Origin of the sequence: Natronorubrum halalkaliphilum (assembly GCF_009834785.1) — an archaeon.
In the GTDB taxonomy this organism is placed as follows: domain Archaea; phylum Halobacteriota; class Halobacteria; order Halobacteriales; family Natrialbaceae; genus Natronorubrum; species Natronorubrum halalkaliphilum.
In genome coordinates this window covers 1-18785 of record NZ_WUYX01000006.1, presented here as the reverse complement: position 1 = coordinate 18785, position 18785 = coordinate 1, and the positions used below count along the sequence as shown (strand labels likewise).

18 protein-coding genes and 1 tRNA gene are annotated in these 18785 nt (G+C 62.9%); 11 read left to right on the top strand and 8 right to left on the bottom strand.

Going from position 1 to position 18785, the window contains the following annotated elements; translation table 11 throughout:
* The first annotated feature begins 104 nt into the window (after positions 1–104).
* From GS429_RS01490 to gcvPB, 3 genes are all read left to right on the top strand, one after another.
* Positions 105–1400 (top strand): AI-2E family transporter, encoded by a 1296-nt coding sequence (locus GS429_RS01490; protein ID WP_160062052.1) that lies wholly within the window; start codon positions 105–107, stop codon positions 1398–1400.
* Positions 1401–1576: 176 nt separating this feature from the next.
* Positions 1577–2914 carry an aminomethyl-transferring glycine dehydrogenase subunit GcvPA gene (gene gcvPA / locus GS429_RS01485; protein ID WP_160062050.1) on the top strand — a complete coding sequence of 446 codons (1338 nt, stop codon included), beginning with the start codon at positions 1577–1579 and terminating at the stop codon, positions 2912–2914.
* Positions 2911–4410, top strand: a complete 1500-nt coding sequence (gene gcvPB, locus GS429_RS01480; RefSeq protein ID WP_160062048.1) for an aminomethyl-transferring glycine dehydrogenase subunit GcvPB — start codon at positions 2911–2913, stop codon at positions 4408–4410. Before gcvPA ends, gcvPB begins: the two co-directional genes overlap by 4 nt.
* A 157-nt stretch (positions 4411–4567) precedes the next feature.
* Here the strand turns inward: gcvPB and GS429_RS01475 are convergent, their stop codons facing one another.
* A complete protein-coding gene (locus tag GS429_RS01475) occupies positions 4568–6292 on the bottom strand; it encodes an NAD(+)/NADH kinase (RefSeq protein ID WP_160062046.1) in 1725 nt (574 codons plus the stop codon).
* A 134-nt stretch (positions 6293–6426) separates the two neighbouring features.
* On the opposite strand from GS429_RS01475, the gene GS429_RS01470 reads away from it, so the two are divergent.
* On the top strand, positions 6427–6867 hold the full coding sequence (locus GS429_RS01470; RefSeq protein WP_160062044.1) for a CBS domain-containing protein: 441 nt from the start codon (positions 6427–6429) through the stop codon (positions 6865–6867).
* 82 nt (positions 6868–6949) lie between these two features.
* Here the strand turns inward: GS429_RS01470 and GS429_RS01465 are convergent, their stop codons facing one another.
* A complete protein-coding gene (locus GS429_RS01465) occupies positions 6950–7132 on the bottom strand; it encodes a DUF7838 family putative zinc beta-ribbon protein (protein WP_160062042.1) in 183 nt (60 codons plus the stop codon).
* A 345-nt stretch (positions 7133–7477) separates the two neighbouring features.
* Here GS429_RS01465 and GS429_RS01460 point away from each other — a divergent pair, with 345 nt between their 5' ends.
* The 6 genes from GS429_RS01460 (at position 7478) to GS429_RS01440 (ending at position 11313) form a co-directional block, all read left to right on the top strand.
* Positions 7478–8011: a cob(I)yrinic acid a,c-diamide adenosyltransferase gene (locus GS429_RS01460; RefSeq protein WP_160062040.1), complete on the top strand. Its 534-nt coding sequence runs from the start codon at positions 7478–7480 to the stop codon at positions 8009–8011.
* Positions 8012–8154: 143 nt separating this feature from the next.
* Positions 8155–8439 (top strand): DUF7553 family protein, encoded by a 285-nt coding sequence (locus tag GS429_RS01455; protein ID WP_160062038.1) that lies wholly within the window; start codon positions 8155–8157, stop codon positions 8437–8439.
* 40 nt (positions 8440–8479) lie between these two features.
* Positions 8480–8554 (top strand) — tRNA-Val (locus tag GS429_RS01450).
* A 968-nt stretch (positions 8555–9522) separates the two neighbouring features.
* Complete coding sequence (locus tag GS429_RS01445; RefSeq protein ID WP_160062036.1) at positions 9523–10488, top strand: transcription initiation factor IIB; 966 nt, start codon at positions 9523–9525, stop codon at positions 10486–10488.
* 154 nt (positions 10489–10642) lie between these two features.
* A complete protein-coding gene (locus tag GS429_RS21685; RefSeq protein WP_201293932.1) occupies positions 10643–10783 on the top strand; it encodes a hypothetical protein in 141 nt (46 codons plus the stop codon).
* Between the two features lie 71 nt (positions 10784–10854).
* Positions 10855–11313 (top strand): MaoC family dehydratase, encoded by a 459-nt coding sequence (locus tag GS429_RS01440; RefSeq protein WP_160062034.1) that lies wholly within the window; start codon positions 10855–10857, stop codon positions 11311–11313.
* Between the two features lie 35 nt (positions 11314–11348).
* Here the strand turns inward: GS429_RS01440 and GS429_RS01435 are convergent, their stop codons facing one another.
* The gene (locus GS429_RS01435) at positions 11349–11756 is read right to left on the bottom strand and encodes a hypothetical protein (protein ID WP_160062032.1); all 408 of its coding nucleotides are present in this window, start codon (positions 11754–11756) and stop codon (positions 11349–11351) included.
* A gap of 182 nt (positions 11757–11938) precedes the next feature.
* Between GS429_RS01435 and GS429_RS01430 the strand changes: the two genes are divergently transcribed.
* Positions 11939–12478 (top strand): hypothetical protein, encoded by a 540-nt coding sequence (locus tag GS429_RS01430; protein WP_160062030.1) that lies wholly within the window; start codon positions 11939–11941, stop codon positions 12476–12478.
* A 251-nt stretch (positions 12479–12729) separates the two neighbouring features.
* Here the strand turns inward: GS429_RS01430 and msrA are convergent, their stop codons facing one another.
* The 5 genes from msrA to GS429_RS01405 form a co-directional block, all read right to left on the bottom strand.
* A complete protein-coding gene (msrA, locus tag GS429_RS01425) occupies positions 12730–13386 on the bottom strand; it encodes a peptide-methionine (S)-S-oxide reductase MsrA (protein ID WP_160062028.1) in 657 nt (218 codons plus the stop codon).
* A 180-nt stretch (positions 13387–13566) separates the two neighbouring features.
* On the bottom strand, positions 13567–13740 hold the full coding sequence (locus GS429_RS21680; protein ID WP_201293933.1) for a hypothetical protein: 174 nt from the start codon (positions 13738–13740) through the stop codon (positions 13567–13569).
* 416 nt (positions 13741–14156) lie between these two features.
* Entirely contained in the window at positions 14157–16136 is a 1980-nt protein-coding gene (locus GS429_RS01415) for an archaea-specific SMC-related protein (protein WP_328821184.1), read from the bottom strand.
* Positions 16137–16312: 176 nt separating this feature from the next.
* A complete protein-coding gene (locus GS429_RS01410) occupies positions 16313–17251 on the bottom strand; it encodes a D-2-hydroxyacid dehydrogenase (protein ID WP_328821183.1) in 939 nt (312 codons plus the stop codon).
* 171 nt (positions 17252–17422) lie between these two features.
* Positions 17423–18430: an FAS1-like dehydratase domain-containing protein gene (locus tag GS429_RS01405; protein ID WP_160062022.1), complete on the bottom strand. Its 1008-nt coding sequence runs from the start codon at positions 18428–18430 to the stop codon at positions 17423–17425.
* Positions 18431–18785: the final 355 nt, after the last annotated feature.

Here is an 18785-nt window from a genome sequence, read left to right as displayed (position 1 = left end):
ACCGACGTCCGGCCCGGTAATCCACGTGAGCACGGCTCGGACACGGCGGACACAGCCCCGATCTTTCAGAGGACTAATTGGTCCGGAACGGCATAGTGTGTGGTATGTCCGACCGGTCTGCGCGCTCGAGGTGGTTCTCCGAGCAGCCGGGGCTGACCGCCCTCACGCTGATAACCGCCACGCTCGCCACGCTCATCATTCTGCCGTATCTCCAGTACGTCCTCCTCGGAGTCGTCCTGGCGTACATTCTGGCACCGGCACAGCGTCGCCTCGAGCGCGCCGTCGGTTCGATGACCGCGGCCCTCACGCTCGTCGCAGTCGCGATTCTCGCAATTTTGCTGCCGGTCATGTACGTCCTCGCGATCGCGCTTCGACAGGCCCTGGAGGTACTCACGGCTATCCAGGAGGGGACGCTCGATATGGACGACGTCGAACGACAACTCGCGGAAACCGGCTACGTCGTCGATCTCGGCGAACTGTACGAGACCTATCAGGAGCCGATCGGAACGATGGTACAGGGACTCGCGACGAGCGGGATCGAACTCGTAAGCGGGCTCCCGGGGGTTCTCATCGGCCTGACCGTAACGCTGTTCGTACTCTTTGCGCTGTTGCGAGACGGCGAGCGACTCGTCGCGTGGACTCAGCGAGTGTTGCCGGTCGACGACGACATTCAGCGAGAGCTCCACTCCGAACTGGATCAGCTCATGTGGGCATCCGTCGTCGGCAACGTCGTCGTGGCGGCGATACAGGCGATCGCACTCGGAATCGGGCTGGCCGTCCTCGGCATCCCCGCCGTCGTCTTCCTGACCGTCGCGACGTTCGTCCTCGCGCTATTGCCGCTGGTCGGTGCCTTCGGCATCTGGGTGCCCGTCGTGCTCTACCTGCTCGCGACCGGCGATTTCGTCGGGGCGACGGCGCTCACGGTGTACGGCTCGCTGGTCAGCGCCTCGGACACCTACCTGCGTCCCGCACTCATCGGGCGGACGAGCGCCTTCAACTCCGCGATCGTCGTCGTCGGTATCTTCGGCGGGATCGTCGTCTTCGGCGCGGTCGGCCTGTTCATCGGCCCCGTCGTCCTCGGCGGCGCGAAGGTCACGCTCGACGTATTCGCACGCGAGCGCGATAGAGGGACGGGAACTGACCCGGCACTCGAGGACGAGCGGGCTGCCGACGCTGCGGTCGACACGGCGGCGGATACCGGTATCGGAGCCGAGACGGCGACGCCGGATTCGGGCGGTTCCGACGGTGCCGCTCACGAGGAGCCACTGGAAACGGACGCTGACGCGGACGACCTCGAGGCGGGTGGCGATTCTGATACAGACTCGAATCCGGAACTGGATGCGAACGCGGACGAGGATACCTCGGGGGGAGCGGAGACCGATACCGACTCGTCTCACTGATTCATTCCGCTCCCCCGATCACCACGCCTGCGGGACCGGACGGCGACTCGTCGCGTCCGAAGGGGTGCGTTCATTACCCCCTGACCGCTATAGCCGGATATCATGTCTCGGATCGAACGCGGCGGGCCACGCCGGTGGGGATGGACCGACTCGTTCGACCGAGGCCGGACCTAGCTATGCACGGATCACACGCCACGGGGAGTCCGTACGCCCCGCACACGGACGAGGAACGCTCGCAAATGCTCGATGCGGTCGGAGCCGAGACGGAAGCCGATCTCTTCGACATCCCGGAAGCCGTCCAGTTCGACGGCGAGTTCGACATCGACGCGCGCTCCGAACGGGAGACGAGACGGCTGGTTCGATCGATTCTCGGCCGAAACGACGACCTGACGGAACTGCTCGGACGCGGCCACTACGGCTACTACATTCCGTCGCTGGTCGACCACCTCGCGGATCGGTCCGAGTTTCTCACCTCCTACACGCAGTACCAACCCGAGGTCTCGCAGGGGTTCCTGCAGGCGCTGTTCGAGTACCAGTCGCTGCTCGTCGAGTTGACGGGACTGGAGATCGCTAACTGCTCGATGTACGACGCCGCGACGGCGCTGGGCGAGGCGGCCACGCTGGCCGAGCGCGTTCGCGACACGAGCGGCCATCGCGTGCTCGTTCCCGACCGCCTGCTCGAGGGGCGACGATCCACCCTCGAGAACTACGTCGCCGGAACCGACCTCGTCGTCGAGGCGTACCCGACCGACGACGGCAACGTCGACCTCGCGGCGCTCGAGGAAGCGACCGACGAGGAGGCCGTGATGCTCTACGCCGAGAACCCGACGGTTCGGGGCACGATCGAGGAGAACCTCGAGGCGGTCGGCGACCTCGCCGTCGCCAACGAGGCGCTGTTCGTCCTCGGTTCGGATCCGATCGCACTTTCCGTGCTCCAGCGGCCGGCGGACGTCGGCGCGGACGTCGTCGTCGGGGACGCGAGCGTGCTCGGTCTCCCGACGAGCTACGGAATGGGTCTGGGACTGTTCGCGACGAGCGAAGACTACCTCCGACAGGTTCCCGGCCGACTGGTCGGCGCGAGCGAGGATTCGACCGACCGGCGAGCCTACACCCTCACGCTACAGACTCGCGAACAGCACATCCGCCGGGAGCGAGCGACGAGTAACATCTGTACGAACCAGGCCTGGGTCGCGTTGCGGACCGCGATGCACGCGGCGTCGCTCGGGCCGAACGGCATGGTCGATCTCGCCGAGCGCGGCGTCACTCGCGCCGAGGATCTCGCGGAGCGACTCGACGACCTCGTCGGCGTCAAAGCGCCGGTCCACGACCGCCATCACTTCCGCGAGTTCGTCGTCCGCGTCGACCAGCCCGCGCCGGCGATCGCTAGCGATCTCGAGAAGCGCGGCTTCGCGGTTCACGTCGTCGGCGAACACGAGATACAGGTGTGCGTCGCCGGCGTCTCGGACGCGCGGATCGATTCGTTCGTCACGACGTTCAGGGAGGTGGCACGATGAGCGGTTCCCGGGGCGACGGTGATGGACGGTCCGAAGACAAACAGGTCCGATACGATCAGGCCCGATACGTCGAGAACGGCCAGTACGAACCGCTGCTTTCCGAAAAGGACCTGACTCGAGTCGAGATCGGCGGCGAAGACGACGGGTCGCCCCTCCCCGACGACCTCACCCGCGACTCCCTCGAGTTGCCCGAACTGTCCGAACCCGAACTGGCGCGTCACTACACGCGCCTCTCCCAGATGATCTACGGGATCGACAGCGGCCCCTATCCGCTCGGTTCGTGTACGATGAAGTACAACCCCAAGTTCACCGAGGACGTGGCGGCCCTGCCGACGGCGGCCGTCCACCCCGACCGCTCCGAGCGGTCGATCCAGGGCACCCTCGAGTTACTCTACCGGCTCCAGGACTACCTCGGCCGAATCGGGGGGATGGACGCCGTTACGCTCCAGCCGCCCGCGGGTGCGGCCGGCGAGTTCGTCGGCATCCGGGTCGCCGCGGCCTACCACGAGCACAACGGCGAGGGCCACCGGGACGAGGTCATCGTCCCCGAGAGCGCCCACGGGACGAACTTCGCGACCGCGGCGCTCGGCGGGTACGACGTCGTCTCCCTGCCCAGCGACGACGACGGTCGGGTGGATCTCGAGGCGCTCGAGGCGGCCCTGAGCGAGAATACGGCAGCGCTCATGCTCACCAACCCGAACACGCTCGGACTGTTCGAGCGCGACATCACCGAAATCGCGGAGATGGTCCACGACGTCGGCGGGCTGCTCTACTACGACGGGGCGAACCTGAACGCCCTGCTCGGTCGTGCCCGGCCCGGCGACATGGGCTTCGACGTGATGCACTACAACGTCCACAAGACGTTCGCGACGCCCCACGGCGGCGGCGGCCCCGGTGCCGGCCCGGTCGGCGTCGTCGACGACCTCGCGCCGTTCCTGCCCGCGCCTCGAGTGCGAGAGAACGGCGGGAGCAAGAGCGAGACGAGTTACGAACTGTTCGATCCCGACCACACCATCGGCAAGGTCCACGGCTATCAGGGCAACTGGCTGGTGCTAATCAAGGCCTTCGCCTATATCGCGCGACTGGGCGACGCGGGGCTGGCCGACGCCAGCGCGAAGGCTGTACTGAACGCGAACTACCTCGCGAGCCAGATCGGCTACGACGTCCCATACGAACCGTTCCACCACGAGTTCGTCGCCAGCGCGGGCGAGCAGGACGCTGCCGACGTCGCAAAGCGGATGCTCGACTACGGCGTCCACCCGCCGACGACCAAGTGGCCCGAAATCGTCCCCGAGGCGCTGATGACCGAACCGACCGAGGTCGAGAGCAAGAAAACGCTCGATCGACTCGCCGCCGCGTTCAACGCCGTCGCCGACGAGGACGACCCGACGCTCGAGGCGGCCCCCGATCGAACGGCTGCCCGCCGGATCGACCAGACCAGCGCCGCGCGGAGCCCGCGACTGTCGTGGCAGACGCTCGACCTCGAGGACGATTGAGGACGGCTGAGGACGACTGACCGCGGTTTCGGTGGCTGGGATGTACGGTAGTTCGTAGTTGACTTCTTCCTGGGACTGGAACTACTACTCGAGCTACAACTAAACTCGGACTCGACCGACGCGTTTCACTTAGTGAGGTCCCGAGACCGTCGACGAGCTATGCGTTCGATCCCGTGACACCATCCTCGAGATGCTCGAGGAGCGCGGGGTGAAGGGGCCCGTTCGATCCGAGCAGGGCTGCTCGATCGTCGGTGTCCAGCGAGAACTCGAAGGGATCGCCGGCTTCATCAGTGATCGTCGCGCCGGCGGCGCGGGCGATCACGAGGCCGCCGGCGATGTCCCAGGGGTAGGTGTCGTGTTCCCAGGTCGCGTCGGCGCTGCCGCTCGCGAGGTAACAGAGGTTGAGCGCGGCCGAACCGAGCCGGCGGACGCCTCGGGATTCCTGGTAGAAGTGCGAGAGGAAGCTGCCGTCGGGATCGTACCCCGAGATGAGCATGCTCTCGTCGAGTCGGTCTCGATCGGTCGTCCGGATCGGATCGCCGTCGCGCCAGGCTCCCTCGCCGGCGATCGCGGTGAACAGTTCCTCGGTCTCGGGAACGTAGACGACGCCGATAATCGGATCGCCATCCTCGATCAAAGCGATCGAGATCGAGTAGTTCGGGTTGCCGTGAGCGAAGTTTCCGGTCCCGTCGAGGGGGTCGATCACCCACGTGTAGTCCGTTTCCTCGTTGGTCTGTCGGATGCCCTCTTCGGAGAAGATCGCATGTTCGGGGAACTCGTTACCGATGACCGTCGTGATGATCCGATTGGCTTGGTGATCGGCTTCGGTGACGATGTCCGACTTGTCGCTTTTGACGTCGATCGATTCGACCTGCCCGTGGAGTTCGCGCAGGGGTCCGGCAGCGGCCTTCGCGGCTTCCGTGGCGAGCGTGAGCGCGCGTTCGACAATGTCTCCCGCCTCGTTGCTGTCGGTGTTAGTTACGGTTTGGTCATCCGACGCCGGGTTCCGAACCTTCTCGGATGGAACCTCCGCGTCCCGAATGTCCCAGCCGAGTTTTTTCGTGATCGCGGTAAAGAAGTGGTCGTCGTAGCTGGTCCGAACGATGTGTGCGAGCGTGTCGGCCCCCGTAACCGTGATCTCGTCGCCCTCGCTCAGGATGGTGTGTGCTCGGCCACCGTCGACTAGCAGACTCGCCTGGCCCTGCGGGACGATCCGCAACTCGGTTTCGGGCGAGACGACGATCGGTCTGACGCCGAGTTTGTGCGTGTGAAGCGGTACGATCTGGAGCGTGTGGTTGTTCACGGGGTAGTGGACCGGCCCGTTGGCTGACAGCGAGATCCCGGTCGAACCGGTCGGCGTCGAAACGGCCAGGCCCGTCCCCTCGAACTCGCCGACGTACTCGTCGTCCGCGTAGACGTCGAGGCGGGTCACCTTCCGATCGATCGGATTCTCCGGCGGCACCTGCTTGACCATGATGTCGTTGATTCCGGTCGCATCTATCCCGGGCCCGCTGACGTGGACCTGCTGGCGGCTGTCGACCGCGGCGCGCCCGCGGAGCGTCTCCTCGAGCGCGTCCTCGAAATCCTCCGGTTCGACGCGGGCGAGAAAGGAAAGGGTCCCCGTGTTGACGCCGAGCAGCGGAATGTTCCGCGGTGCGAACGTCTTGATCCCCTCGAGGAAGGTGCCGTCGCCGCCGAGGGTGATCCCCAGCGTCGCCCGGTTCGGATCGTAGACGTCGCCGATATCGTCCCCGACGTCGACGGTCGAGAGGTCGATGCCCCGTTCGTCGGCCCAGTCGGTGAGCGTCTCGAGCGGTTCCTCACTGTCGGGGCTGACGATAGCGATGATCTCGTCCGTCGTAGCCAGTCTGCGCCCTTGCATACGTATATTCCCGCCACAGCGGTTGCGGTGAGTCTGATTCCGCTCTCCGGATTTTTATACTCCTAGGAACGGGGTTCGTCCCGCCGGTCCAGAATCGGGGTAACGTTTGTCCGGATCCACGTGAATTGACGCGTATGGCCGTCATCGACATCGCACGAGAGACCGTCGTCACCGTCGACCCCGACGCAACGCTTTCCGACGTCGTCGACACGATGCGTACGGAGCGGGTCGGGAGCGTGATCGTCGTCTCGGACGACGAACCGATCGGTCTCGTCTCCGATCGGGACCTCGCACTCGAGGTGCTCGCCAGGAACGGTGCCACGCAGGAAACGCCGGTTGCGGAGCTCGTCGCCGACGAACTGCTCACGGTACAGGCGGACACGGGCATCTACGACCTACTCGATCTCATGTCCACCAAGGGCGTCCGTCGACTCCCCGTGGTCGACGACGATGATCTCGTCGGCATCGTCTCGCTTTCCGACGTGGTCGTCCTGTTGGGCATGGAGTTACAACACGTCGCGAACACGATTCGAGCGGTATCGCCGCCGTACGAACAGCTCGTCACGGATCGATAGCCGGGGTGTAACTGGAGACCAGTTCCCGTAGCGCGACTGGAGAGACCCGGTCGCGGGCCGGTGAGAGAAATCGCGTGTCGTCTCAGGCCGATTCGGCGCTCGAGTCGACGGCCGTGCCGTTGTCGCCGATCCGGACGAAGCCGTAGTCACAGTCGGGGCAGTGCCACTTGACCTTCGTGCCGAGGTGCAGGGACGTACTCGCCGCGCGGTAGAACGTCTGCTCGGTACCACAGTCCGGGCAGTGGTGATCGAGTTCCAGAGCCATACCCGTGGGTTGAGCGCGACGCCTGTTGAAGATATTGATTCCGGCCTCGACACAGTGACTACAGTCGTCACTGCTCACCGAGTCGCACGGCGGATGGTCGATCGGTCCGTGGAATGCGTCGGTCTGTAACTCGTTTCATACTGTTGAACAGAACGGCGTGAAGCCGATCGTTCTGCTTGAGTCGTCACCGTCGGCGACGACCTCGAATTCACGATCGGCTTCGTACTGACTGCTGTCCGACAGTATCAGGAGCGACGGTAGAGGCGTGGACTCGAGTCCGGACGAGATCCCGACAGTGCGGCCTGGCCGACAGCAGTTAAGTGGGTCCCGTCCGTCGAATCGAGTATGTCGATCTACACGGGTCGCGGCGACGACGGCCAAACGGACCTTCGGGATATGACTCGCGTCTCGAAGACCAGTGCGCGTATCGAAGCGTACGGAACCGTCGACGAACTCAACGCCTTGATCGGAACGATTCGGCCGACCGGCCACGACGATATCGACGATCAGTTGCGCTCGGTGCAGAACCACCTCCACGTCGTCCAGGCGGACTTCGCGAACCCGGACCCAGACGAGGATGATCCCGCGATCCGCGCCGACCACGTCGACGCCGTCGAGAACTGGATCGACGACCACGACGCGGAACTCGAGCAGTTGACGTCGTTCATCCTGCCGACGGGGAGCGAAACCGGCGCGCAACTCCACCACGCCAGAACGGTCTGTCGGCGCGCCGAGCGGCGCGCGGTGGCACTCGCCTCGGAGGAACAGATCAACGAGCAGGCGGTTCAGTACCTGAATCGGCTCTCGGACGGACTGTTCACGTTCGGCCGCGTCGTCAACAAACGCGAGGGCGAACCGGAAGAGTCCCCCTCGTACTGAGTCCGGTCCCGAATCGAAGCGGACCGCGAACTGGAGCTCGGTTATCGAACTCGAGGCCGGATCCCGAAGACAGACCGGCTCAAACTTCTGTTGCCGACGAAAGGACTATATTCTCCGACGGCCTCCCTATGTGAGAGGACCACATGAACAAACACTTCGACGACAGCCGATACTACCTCAAACGCGCCGGTGAACATGCGAGCCTCGGCGTTCGCGAGACGCTCGAACCCTACGCAACACGGCTCCGAAAACTGGTCGGGCGAGAGGCGGACCCGGAACCCGAACCCGAACCCGCTCGCCTCGAAACCGTCGTCGGCGAACTGACTGCACTCGAGCAGCAGGCGACCGGACGGGTTCGATCGGTGGCCGGGAGCGCTCGAGAGAACCTCTCGGCATACCACTCGAGGGAACCGCCTGCCGAAGAGTGAAAGGAAGTCTTAAGTCGAACGGACGGATACAACCCCGTGCGGGTTGGTGATCTAGTCCGGTTATGATACCTCCTTCACACGGAGGAAGTCGGCAGTTCAAATCTGCCCCAACCCATTCGCTTACTTCGTTCGCGTGAACCCACAGACAGCGTAGGGACGTTTATAAGTAAATCCAGTGTTGGAAAACTGGATTCAATCAAGTCCCTCGCCGGGGCCGTCGAAGTTGTGTGATTGTGCAACGAAAATATAAAAGACAATTCTATCGGTAGTCTGTGCCATCGAAGGAAGCCAAACGAGTGTCTAAGTACTTGTTCAGAAGACACTCGTGTAATTCTCTCTAAATTTAGAGGGGTGCTTATGTTTTAAGAAGTACATTAAAACATGAGACGTCGTCCTTTCGTCCTCGGAATGGCCGCTATATCTCCGGGCTTGGCTGGTTGTTCAGTCCTGTCTTCGGATACACTGATGCTCAATTTAACAAAACACACCGGCTACGACGAGCTATTCGTAGCGAATAGCGAAAGTCAGTAGGTCCAGACGAGAGACCGTCAACCGGACGGACCGAATAGCTTCCGACCTAACCCCGCAATCAGCTTACTACGGACTCAACACGCCTCTCTGACTGCTAGTCCCAGTTTCGGGAATTGTAAGGTGAACCGCCTCGGGGTCAAGCCCCGAGGCACTCGGACTGTCTTATCTGTAGAACGCACCGAGAATGCTGAGGACGGTCGTTCCCTGACACCGGGAAAGCGTTATTACCTCTGGTCCATTGATCGTTCGCCCCCGAGGATTGATACTGTCCGACAGCAGTCAATACGAAGTCGGTCGCGAATTCGCGGCCGTCAACGTCGGAGACGGCCGCAATCGAGCGACCGATCTTCACGCGTTCTGTTCGACAGTATAAGAAATAAATCGCCTACTAGACGATCTCATGCTCCCGGGCTATCAAAAGTTCCCTTAGCGGCGAGTAGATGCCGTCACAGGCTCGTCTTCTGAATAGTTGTGCCGTCTCCGAGCGCAGCGAATCTCGAGCGGATCGCTCACAGTGTTTAACCCTCTCGGGTGAGTTTCTACAAACAACAGATGAAACGCCCGACTCGCCAAAAAGAGCGCGACAAGCAGACGACACAGGAAACAACCGATCAGGAGGGCGTTCGGACCTGTCCCGAGTGTGACTCGAGTGCGCTCATCAGGAGTTCGGACGAGAGCGAAGTCAGTTGTGAAGACTGTGGGTTGATCCTCGAAGAGGAGACGATCGATCGCGGGCCGGAGTGGCGCGCGTTCAACCACTCCGAGCGAGACAGCAAGTCCCGGGTCGGCGCGCCGACGACCCAGACGATGCACGACAAGGGGTTGACGACCACGATCGACTGGAAGAACAAAGACGCCTACGGCCGGTCGCTCTCCTCGGACAAGCGGAGTCAGATGAACCGGCTGCGGAAGTGGCAAGAGCGGATCCGCACCAAAGACGCCGGCGAACGCAACCTCCAGTTCGCGCTCTCCGAGACCGATCGGATGGCCTCTGCGCTGGGCGTTCCGCGCTCCGTTCGGGAGGTCGCCAGCGTCCTCTACCGACGCGCACTCGACGAGGATCTCATTCGCGGCCGGTCGATCGAGGGCGTCGCCACGAGTACCCTGTACGCGGCCTGCCGAATGGAGGGCATTCCGCGATCGCTAGACGAAGTTGCGGCGGTCTCCCGGGTCGAACGCATGGAGATCGGCCGCACCTATCGCTACATCGCCCAGGAACTCAGCCTCGAGATGGAGCCCGTCGATCCGAAGAAGTACGTTCCGCGATTCTGTTCCGAACTCGATCTGTCCGAAGAGGTACAGGCGAAGGCCAACGAAATCATCGACACCACGGCCGAGCAGGGGATGCTGTCGGGCAAATCACCGACCGGCTACGCCGCCGCTGCCATCTACGCGAGCGCGCTCCTCTGTAACGAAAAGAAGACGCAAAACGAGGTCGCTGACGTCGCACAGGTGACCGAAGTCACCATTCGAAACCGGTATCAGGAGCAGATCGACGCGATGGGGATTCACGACTGACGGCGGCGACGGCGTCGAGTGCCTCCGACGGCACTCCCGCGAGCACCGTTGAGCGACTCGCTCGAGTCGTCCATCCGCCGACGATATACGCTCGCGCTTTGTCGAGGGACGACCGTGACGAACGTTTACAAAGACGGTCGTGGTAGGTGAACGTATGACATACCAGCTGCGCTGTGACAGCTGCGACCTCGATCGCGAGTGTCCCGACTGGCCGGACGCCAACCGACACGCCAGCGATCACGAGGCCGAGTATCCCGAGCACTGGGTGAGCATTCACGACATCCAAGAAGTCTAACCCATCAAGAAGCGACGAGGGGCGTTTCTCCCTTCCATAGACTCTTGGCCCGTGCGATACAGTAGCAGGACATGCAGTACTACGAAGACGTCGAGATCGGCGATACTCGAGAGTTCGGTGAGTACCACGTCACGAAAGCGGAGATCCTCGAGTTCGCAGAACAGTACGATCCGCAACCGTTTCACACCGACGAGGACGCGGCCGAAGAGTCCCCGTTCGGCGAACTCGTCGCCTCGGGCTGGCACACCGCGTCGATCTGTATGCGACTGCTCGTCGACGGACCGATTCAGAACCAGGCCAGCATGGGTGCCCGCGGCGTCGACGAACTCCGCTGGAAACGGCCCGTCAAGCCGGGGGATACCCTCTCCATCCGAACGGAGATCGTGGACAAACGAGTTTCCGACAGCGATCCCAGGCGGGGCTACGTCGATACGCTCCTCGAAGGCGTCAATCAAGACGGCGAGACCGTTATCTCCTGGATCGGGTTGGGAATGATCGAGCGACGAAATCCCGACGCTGAGACGGAGTGACGCGGCGGGGATCGGCAAGCCGCCGACAGCAGTGACTACGAGTCGGGTTCTGTATCGAGGAACGCAGCAAGGATGGCCGTTTGAACGGTTCGCAGGTCCGACTCGCGGATCGTCCCGGCGGCCCGAAACCGTTCGCGGACCTCCGTGACCCGTCGCGGTTTCGCCGCGAGGTGTACGAGTACGAACGTGTCCGGAGGGACGCGTTCGGCTCCCTCGAAATCCGCGCGGTCGTACAGATCGGCGAACGCCCCGAGGACGTCGGCGACGAGTTCGTCGGTTACATCGGCACCTGGATCGCCGGCGGGGACGAAATCCGTGGTGGTGTCGAAGTAGGACTCGAGGTCGACGACCCCAGCCTCGTCGTACAGATGCTCGGCGAGCGCGTCGACGACTGGCTTCGAGAGATACACGCCGAACAACTTGTAGCGGTCGTCCCCAGTCATGTCCGGTACTACGAACTCCGGGCACAAATAATCGGGTTCGTGGAACTTCGCACGTACAGATGGGGCTCGGTAGTCTTGCTGAATACGTGGCGTGAATGTTGCACGGGCTGTAGAGGGATCAACGCGGACGGTCGAACACTCAGTACAGAAAACTTATAGTACGGTTATAGAATTCGGACGTTATGAAACGTCGTACTATTCTCGCTTCTGTTGGGAGTGCCATTGCAGCACTCGGCGGAAGCGCACTTTATCTTACATCTCCCTCGAACGTTCGAAACAGAAAGGCACGTATTTCATACGAATATTTGAACGATTACGTACCTCAAATTTTAGCCGTTTGTTCCCCTTCAGAAGATGGGTATGTGGGAGTTCTCGATATGGCTGTAGAGGATGCTACAAAGCAGTTCGAGGATAACGGATTCAAAGAGTTTTATTTTTCATATCTTCAGGCCTATGAGCGTGATGATCAGATAGTCTATGAACAAGGGAACCTCATCCGATTATCTGAAGATGGTGACAAGCAACTCCACGTTCGATTGTTTCCACGTGGTGGCCAGACAGAAGTGAGGGCTCATTGGGAACCCAGTGCGAAGCACAATCCTGTTGAACATATTGATGGCGACGATGTTAATCACAGTAAAGGTGAATCGATGATACGTGAAGAATTCGATATCATTGATAAGCCGTTTTCTGGCAATTTGTCCATGGATGACAGATGCTGAACCACAGTATTTGACACGGCTTTATAAAAATAGGTAGTAGGCCGATTGGATTTTATCAAAAAGAAGGGAGATGCGGTGAACAGTGTGCACGTATAGTGTGCGGATGTTTACCGATTTTGGAATGAAAGAACTGGGATCGTCGTGCTGCACTAATCCGCTGTTTCCAGCACGCGGTTCGTGAAAGAACCCGGGGAAGACGTTCAGGTACTGCTGGAGAGCGCGAACCCTCCAGACTGAACGCTTCAGAATAGTCAGAAGCGCCGACGAAGCTCCGAGAGCACTGACGGTGGCAGTTCCAGCGTCGCCAGAACCTCGTCGCGGTGGGCCGGTTCACCGTGGCCGGCGACGAAACCGTTGAGCCGTGCGACGGTCGTCGAGTCGACGAATCCCTCGCCGTACTCGGCCGCGAGTTCGTCACCGACGACCGGCGTCGATCGGAGTTCGTACTTCTGGTGATACTCCTCGGCGAGGGTAACGTCCTCGAGCCGTTCGACCTCCGTCATGGCCGATCGACCGGTCCGTTCCTCGAGTGCCGCTCGCCGGCGCTCGGCGGCCTCGTACTGGGCCTCGTCGTGAGCGAGCACGACGCCGCGGTACTGTCGTTTTCCGGTCGACGTCCAACTGTGGTTCTCCCAGAACACCTCGAGCAGGTCGTCGTAGGTTAGTTCGTCGGAATCGTACTCGACCTGGACGACCTCGGTGTGATCGCCGAGCGAATAGTAGCTGGGATTCGGCTTCGTCCCGCCGGCGTAGCCGACGCGCGTTCGGACGACGCCCTTCATCGCGCCGAAGCGGGCGTCGGGGCCCCAGAAACAGCCCATTCCGAACGTCGCTGTCTCGGTTTCGTCCGGTGGAATCTCGCGCTCGAGCGGTGACGAGTCCGTTCGCTCTCGATCCGAGCGTGCCATACTGAACCGAGGCGCCGTAGGCGGATGCGTGCTTCGCTCCGGACTCGTGAGCGACACTCGGAAGTCACGGGAGCGTCGCCCGTGACGGTAGATCGACTCGCACGGTTTACTGTACGTCATTTCCGGCGCAACCGCGACCCGGGCGGCGGTTGCGCCGGTAAATCGGTACAGCAATCCGTATCAGAACTCGTAGTGAGCGATCTCCATCGAGTCGCAGGTCGAACACTCGGTACAGTCGCTGTCGAACTTCTCGCCGCAGTTGCGACACTCGTAGAGCTCCCCATCGTCGTCGATGAGCAGCCGAAGTCTCGTTACTACCCCCATCCCACCAATGCGTTGGATACAGACGGGCATTAATCGAACTGCCAGCATTGTGCACGACTTAACAAGTGCAGTGATAGTTCCGGCGTATCGACTTATCCGTAAAACGAAAGCTGCGGCGCGGTCGATAAACGAATAGCCGGTCTGCTTGATCGGTTGTCCGCCCCGTGCCGTGGCCGTGGGGTCTTTACCGCTCGAAGATGCGATTGTGTCCTCGGTCACAGCCCCATCCCCGTCTCGCTCTCGGTCGCAGTTTCGATCCACCGAAATCTCGAGCGGAGGGCTCCAAACCGAACCATCAGTCGCGAACGGTCGGCGGGCCGGACGCGGCGGTTCGAGGCCGGTGTGTACTCGTTGTCGGATATAACCACTCTGTTGAACGCTCGAGAGTACGGCAGGACCGAGAAACCCCGAGCGCGTCCACGAGTGGCGGACTCGGAGCCGGCGAGCTATATTTCGGTAACGTACGTGTACGACTCCGGAAGCGCATCGGCGTCTTCGCGTAAGAGTGCCACGACGAGATAGTCGACGTACTCCTCGAAATACGCGACGAGGTCGGCGATTCGAGCCGCGTCGATCGCCTCGAGGGAATCGAGCAGGACGAACGGCACGGTCTCGTGGACGTCGTGGACCAGAAACCCGGCGAGTGCGAAGATCAAGCCCGTGACCTCGCGTTCGCTTTCCGAGAGGTGATCGATCCGATCCTCGTAGGTCGTCCCATCGTCGGTCGTCCGAACGATGTGGAGGTCGAAGGCCGTCTTCGTAACCGCCCGCCGGCCCTCGCGAACCGGCGTCTCGCGGCGTTCGATCCAGATCCGTTCGACGTTGCCGTACTCGAGGATCGAGAGGATCGAGTCCATGTGGTCGTTGAACGCGCGGACGGCGTTTTTCTCGAGGCGATCGACGCGGGTCCGAAGATCCGCCAACTCGTCGGTGAGCTCGTCGCGCCGGCTCTCGAGGTCGTCTTTGTCGTCGAGTTTCGCGTCGATATCCGCGAGTTGCTCGGCCACGTCGGTCCGCTCGTCTTCGAGTCGCTCGAGTTCCATCTCGAGTTGGGTGAGTTCACGGTGCGTTTCGATGACCTCGCCGTAGTCCGTCGTCTCGAGTGCGTCGGTCTCGCCCTCGAGATCCTCGACCCGTGTCCGCAGGTCCGTTACGTCCCGCTCGAGATCCGCGATGCGCAACCGTCGGCGCTCGAGTTCGTCCTCGATCGAGGAGAGTCGGTCCTCGAGTTCGCGGCGTTCTTCCGTTCGCTCTCGTAGCTCCCGCTGGCGGCCGGCGAGATCGTCGATCCGATCCTGCAAGTCGTTTCGTTCGCCCAGGGTCCGCTGGTGAAGCGACCGGAGCCGCTCGAGGGTGGACTCGATCCGGTCGCGCTCGACCGTCGACCCGCAGGTCCAGCAGACGACGTCGGTGGTCTCCGCGAGCAGCCGATCGGTGACGTCCGCCGATCCGGCTCCGGTTGACTCCGTTGATTCGTCACCGCGATTGGGCTCCCCTTCCGGCTCGAGTTCCAGATCGAGGCCGCCGTCTTCGAGGTGCTCCTCGTTGAATCGGATCACGCTCTGCAGTTCGTTCAGCGTCGTATCGAGCGACCGCTTCCGGCCCCGAAGCTCCTGGACGCGACCCTCGAGGCGTTCGGGAGAGTCGACGTCGTCGAACGCGGCCAGTTCGGACTCGATCTCGTCGCGTTCGGCCTCGAGTTCCGCCTTGCTCTCGCGTTCGGTTTCGAGTTCGTACTCCGCGGACTCGAGTTCCGCTCTCGCGTCCTGCAGGTCGGAGATCGTCTCCTCGACGTCTTCGCGCCGGTCCTGACTCGCGTCGAGAGTCAGATCGAACGCCTCGAGGTCCTCTCGGAGCGCTGCGAGTCGGTCGCGCTTGGCGTCGATATCCGCCTCGATGGCTCGCCGTCGCTCCTCGAGTGCGGGGCGTTCCCCTTCGAGTTCCTCGAGCCGATCGAGACGGTCGTCGAGGTCGCGTTTATCCGCCCCCACTGCGGCGATTTCGGCTTCGATCTCGTCCGTATCGATCGGCCGCATGATGAGCTCCCGGAGTTCGTCGCCGCGTCTGACCGCCCGCCGGGCCTCGTTCGACTCGAGCAGAAAGGCAAAGAGGTCGGCGAGTTCGGGGTCGGCGAGATAGGGCCGGCCGTCGAAGGTGACGGTTCCGTCGTGGCGTTCGAGCGTTCGCGTGTACTCCTCGTCGTCGAGGGAGAGTTCGACCCGGCCCGTCTCGGCGTCGCCTTTCAGCGAGGGCCGATCGCTGCCGATCGCAGCCATGATCGACTGCAGGAACGACGTCCGGTTCGTCGCGTTGCGGCCCGTCAGAACGTTCACCCCGGGATCGAGGGTCACCTCGGTCCTGTCGATTCCGCCGATCCGTTCCGCGACGACGTCGATCGACGACGCGACTGGCTCTGATGAAGGCACGGTTGTGCGTGACGCGGGAACGCTCTAAATAGTATCGGCTGCTCGACGGGTCGCCTCCCGGTCAGGGCGGCGTCTCCTCAGGAATCGGCGTCATCGATCCGGCGACAATCACAGCCGCCGCGTTCGAGCAACTCCACAACCGCGCAAACTCAGTTTCTCCGGCACAGCTAGACCGTTCAGACCACGCGATTCTCGAGTTCGTCCCCGCTCCGAAACCGATCGTAGTTCTCCACGAAGATATCAGCACACCGCTCCCAGTAGTGGGGCGTCGATCCCGCCATGTGCGGCGTTACGATGACGTCGTCGCGATTCCACAGCGGCGACGCCTCGGGCAGCGGTTCCTCCTCGAAAACGTCCAGTGCAGCCCCGCTGAGGGCGTCGGCCTCGAGCGCGTCGACGAGCGCCGACTGGTCGACGACTTCGCCCCGGGCGATGTTGACGACCACCGCGTCGTCGGACAGCGTCGCCAGCGCGTCGGCGTCGATCAGGCCGCGCGTGGCCTCGGTCAACGGACAGGCGAGCACGAGGTAGTCGCTCTCCTCGAGAACCGACTCGAGATCGTCCGAGCCGTAGATGGCGTCGACCGATTCGGGTACGTCGCTCGGGTCGCGTTTCGTGCCGATGACTCGGGCGTCGAAGGTCGAACAGTAGTCGGCGACCTGCGAGCCGATAGCGCCGACCCCGACGATCCCGATCGTTCGGTCGCCGAGTTCACCGCCGCTGTGGCGCTCCCACTCCCGCCGTCGCTGCTGGGCGACCGCGCGATCGAACCGTCGTTCGAAGTGGAGCAGATAGCCGAGTACCTGCTGGCCGATCGGTTTCGCGTGGACGCCCGAAACCGACGTCAGCGCGATGTCGCGGGCGGCGAGCGCGTCGCGGTCGTAGGAGTCGGTTCCCGCACTGAGCGCCTGCACCCAGCGCAGATCGTCGGCCGCCGACAGCAGGTCCTCGGGCAGCCGACTGGTGACGACGACCTCGGCGTCGGCGACGGCCTCGGTCAGTCTGTCCTCGTCCGTGACGTGCTCGAGGTCGATATCGGACCGGCGTCGGCGAATCGCCTCGATCAGGGGAGCGTCACCCCCTTCGAAGACGTACGGCGTGACGACGACGTTCACGGGGCCACCGCCTCCTGGTGATGTGCGGTTCGGGGTCGGTCCGGCGTCGCTTTCGGCCGGCATCGCGGGTCCGCTCCTCGTTCCATGGGCGGCCATACTGGCGCTCGAGATAAAACGTATGCGTGTTCCCGATTCGGCCCGCAGCCATGGGCGCGTTCGCGGTTCCAGTCGTTACTGTAGCGTCGCCGTCGCCGACCCGGTCAGCAGCGTCTCGCCGCGCTGGTTCGTCACCTCGAGGTCGGCCTCGAGAACGCCGTCGTCCGGTCGCTTCTCGACGATTTCGCCGGTTGCGACGATGCTATCGCCGGGGAAGACCTGCGACTGGAAGCGCACGCCAAAGGCCGACACCGACTCGAGGCCGAACCAGTCGGTGACGACTCGCGAGGCGACGCCGGCCGTAAACATTCCCTGGCCGAAGACGCTCTCGTTGCCCGCCCCGCGGGCGTAGGGTTCGTCGTAGTGGATCGGATTGAAGTCGCCGCTCGCCCCGGCGTACTTGACGAAGTGCTTTCGCTCGAGGTCCTCGACGACGACGGTCGGCCCCGCGTCGCCGACGCTGACGTCGCCGACGGCGCGAACGGTATCGACGTCGGCGGTTTGGGGAACGGTTCCGCCGTTGGCCGCCGTCTCCGTACCGGCCGAATCAGCCGACTCGTCCGCCGATTCTTCGTCCGCCGTCGACGCCTCGCCGTTGCCCTCGTCGTTCCGGACGGCTCCCTCCGTCTCGATGGCGGTCGCCCTGTCGGTGAGGACGAGGTCGGCGGACCGGTCTCGGTACTCCGTTTCGAAAATCGCGAACGTCATCGTCCCGGCGCGGCCGCCGTCGCGCTGATAGACGTCGGCCAGGGTCGTCGTGCCCGTCAAGACGTCGCCGACCCGCAGCGGCCGTTCGTACTCGTAGGCCTGCTCGCCGTGAAGGACGTACTCCGGCTGAAAGCCGAGATCGAACCCGTAGCCGTCGATGTCGTCGGGTCGATACCGCGGAAACCGATCGACGCGCGTGTACGTCAACGGTGCCGGAACGCGGTCGTACCCCCGCCGTTCGGCAACATCTGCGTCTCGAAACACTGGGTTCGGATCCGTGATCGCTCGCGCGAACTCCTCGACTTTTCCGGCCTCGATCCGAAAGCGCTCGGCGGTGACCCGGGAGGTGCCGATCAGCTCCTCGAGGTCCGCCATCGACTTACTCGGCACGGCTCTCTCCCCCGCTCCCATCGCCAGCCCCGTCTCGAGTCGGCGACTCCGAGATCGGTTTCAGTACGCGGCTGCACCCGCTCGAGCGCCGATCGGATCGCGTCGGTTTGCGTGCCATTTTCGGGACGGTTTGCGGACGGGGCCCATAACTGTGTTCCTCGCGGCACCCGACTCGCGGACGGTTCGACCAGGCGACTCAACGGGCAGCCGACCAGTCGAAGCCGTCACTGTCACCGCGGAAATCGCGAAAAGTAAGACTCAGTACTTCACAAAGCCGCTTAGTTAGAACGTCTGCTTGCTGTGAATGTGCCTAGCAAACAGCAGCAAGCAGACAATGAAA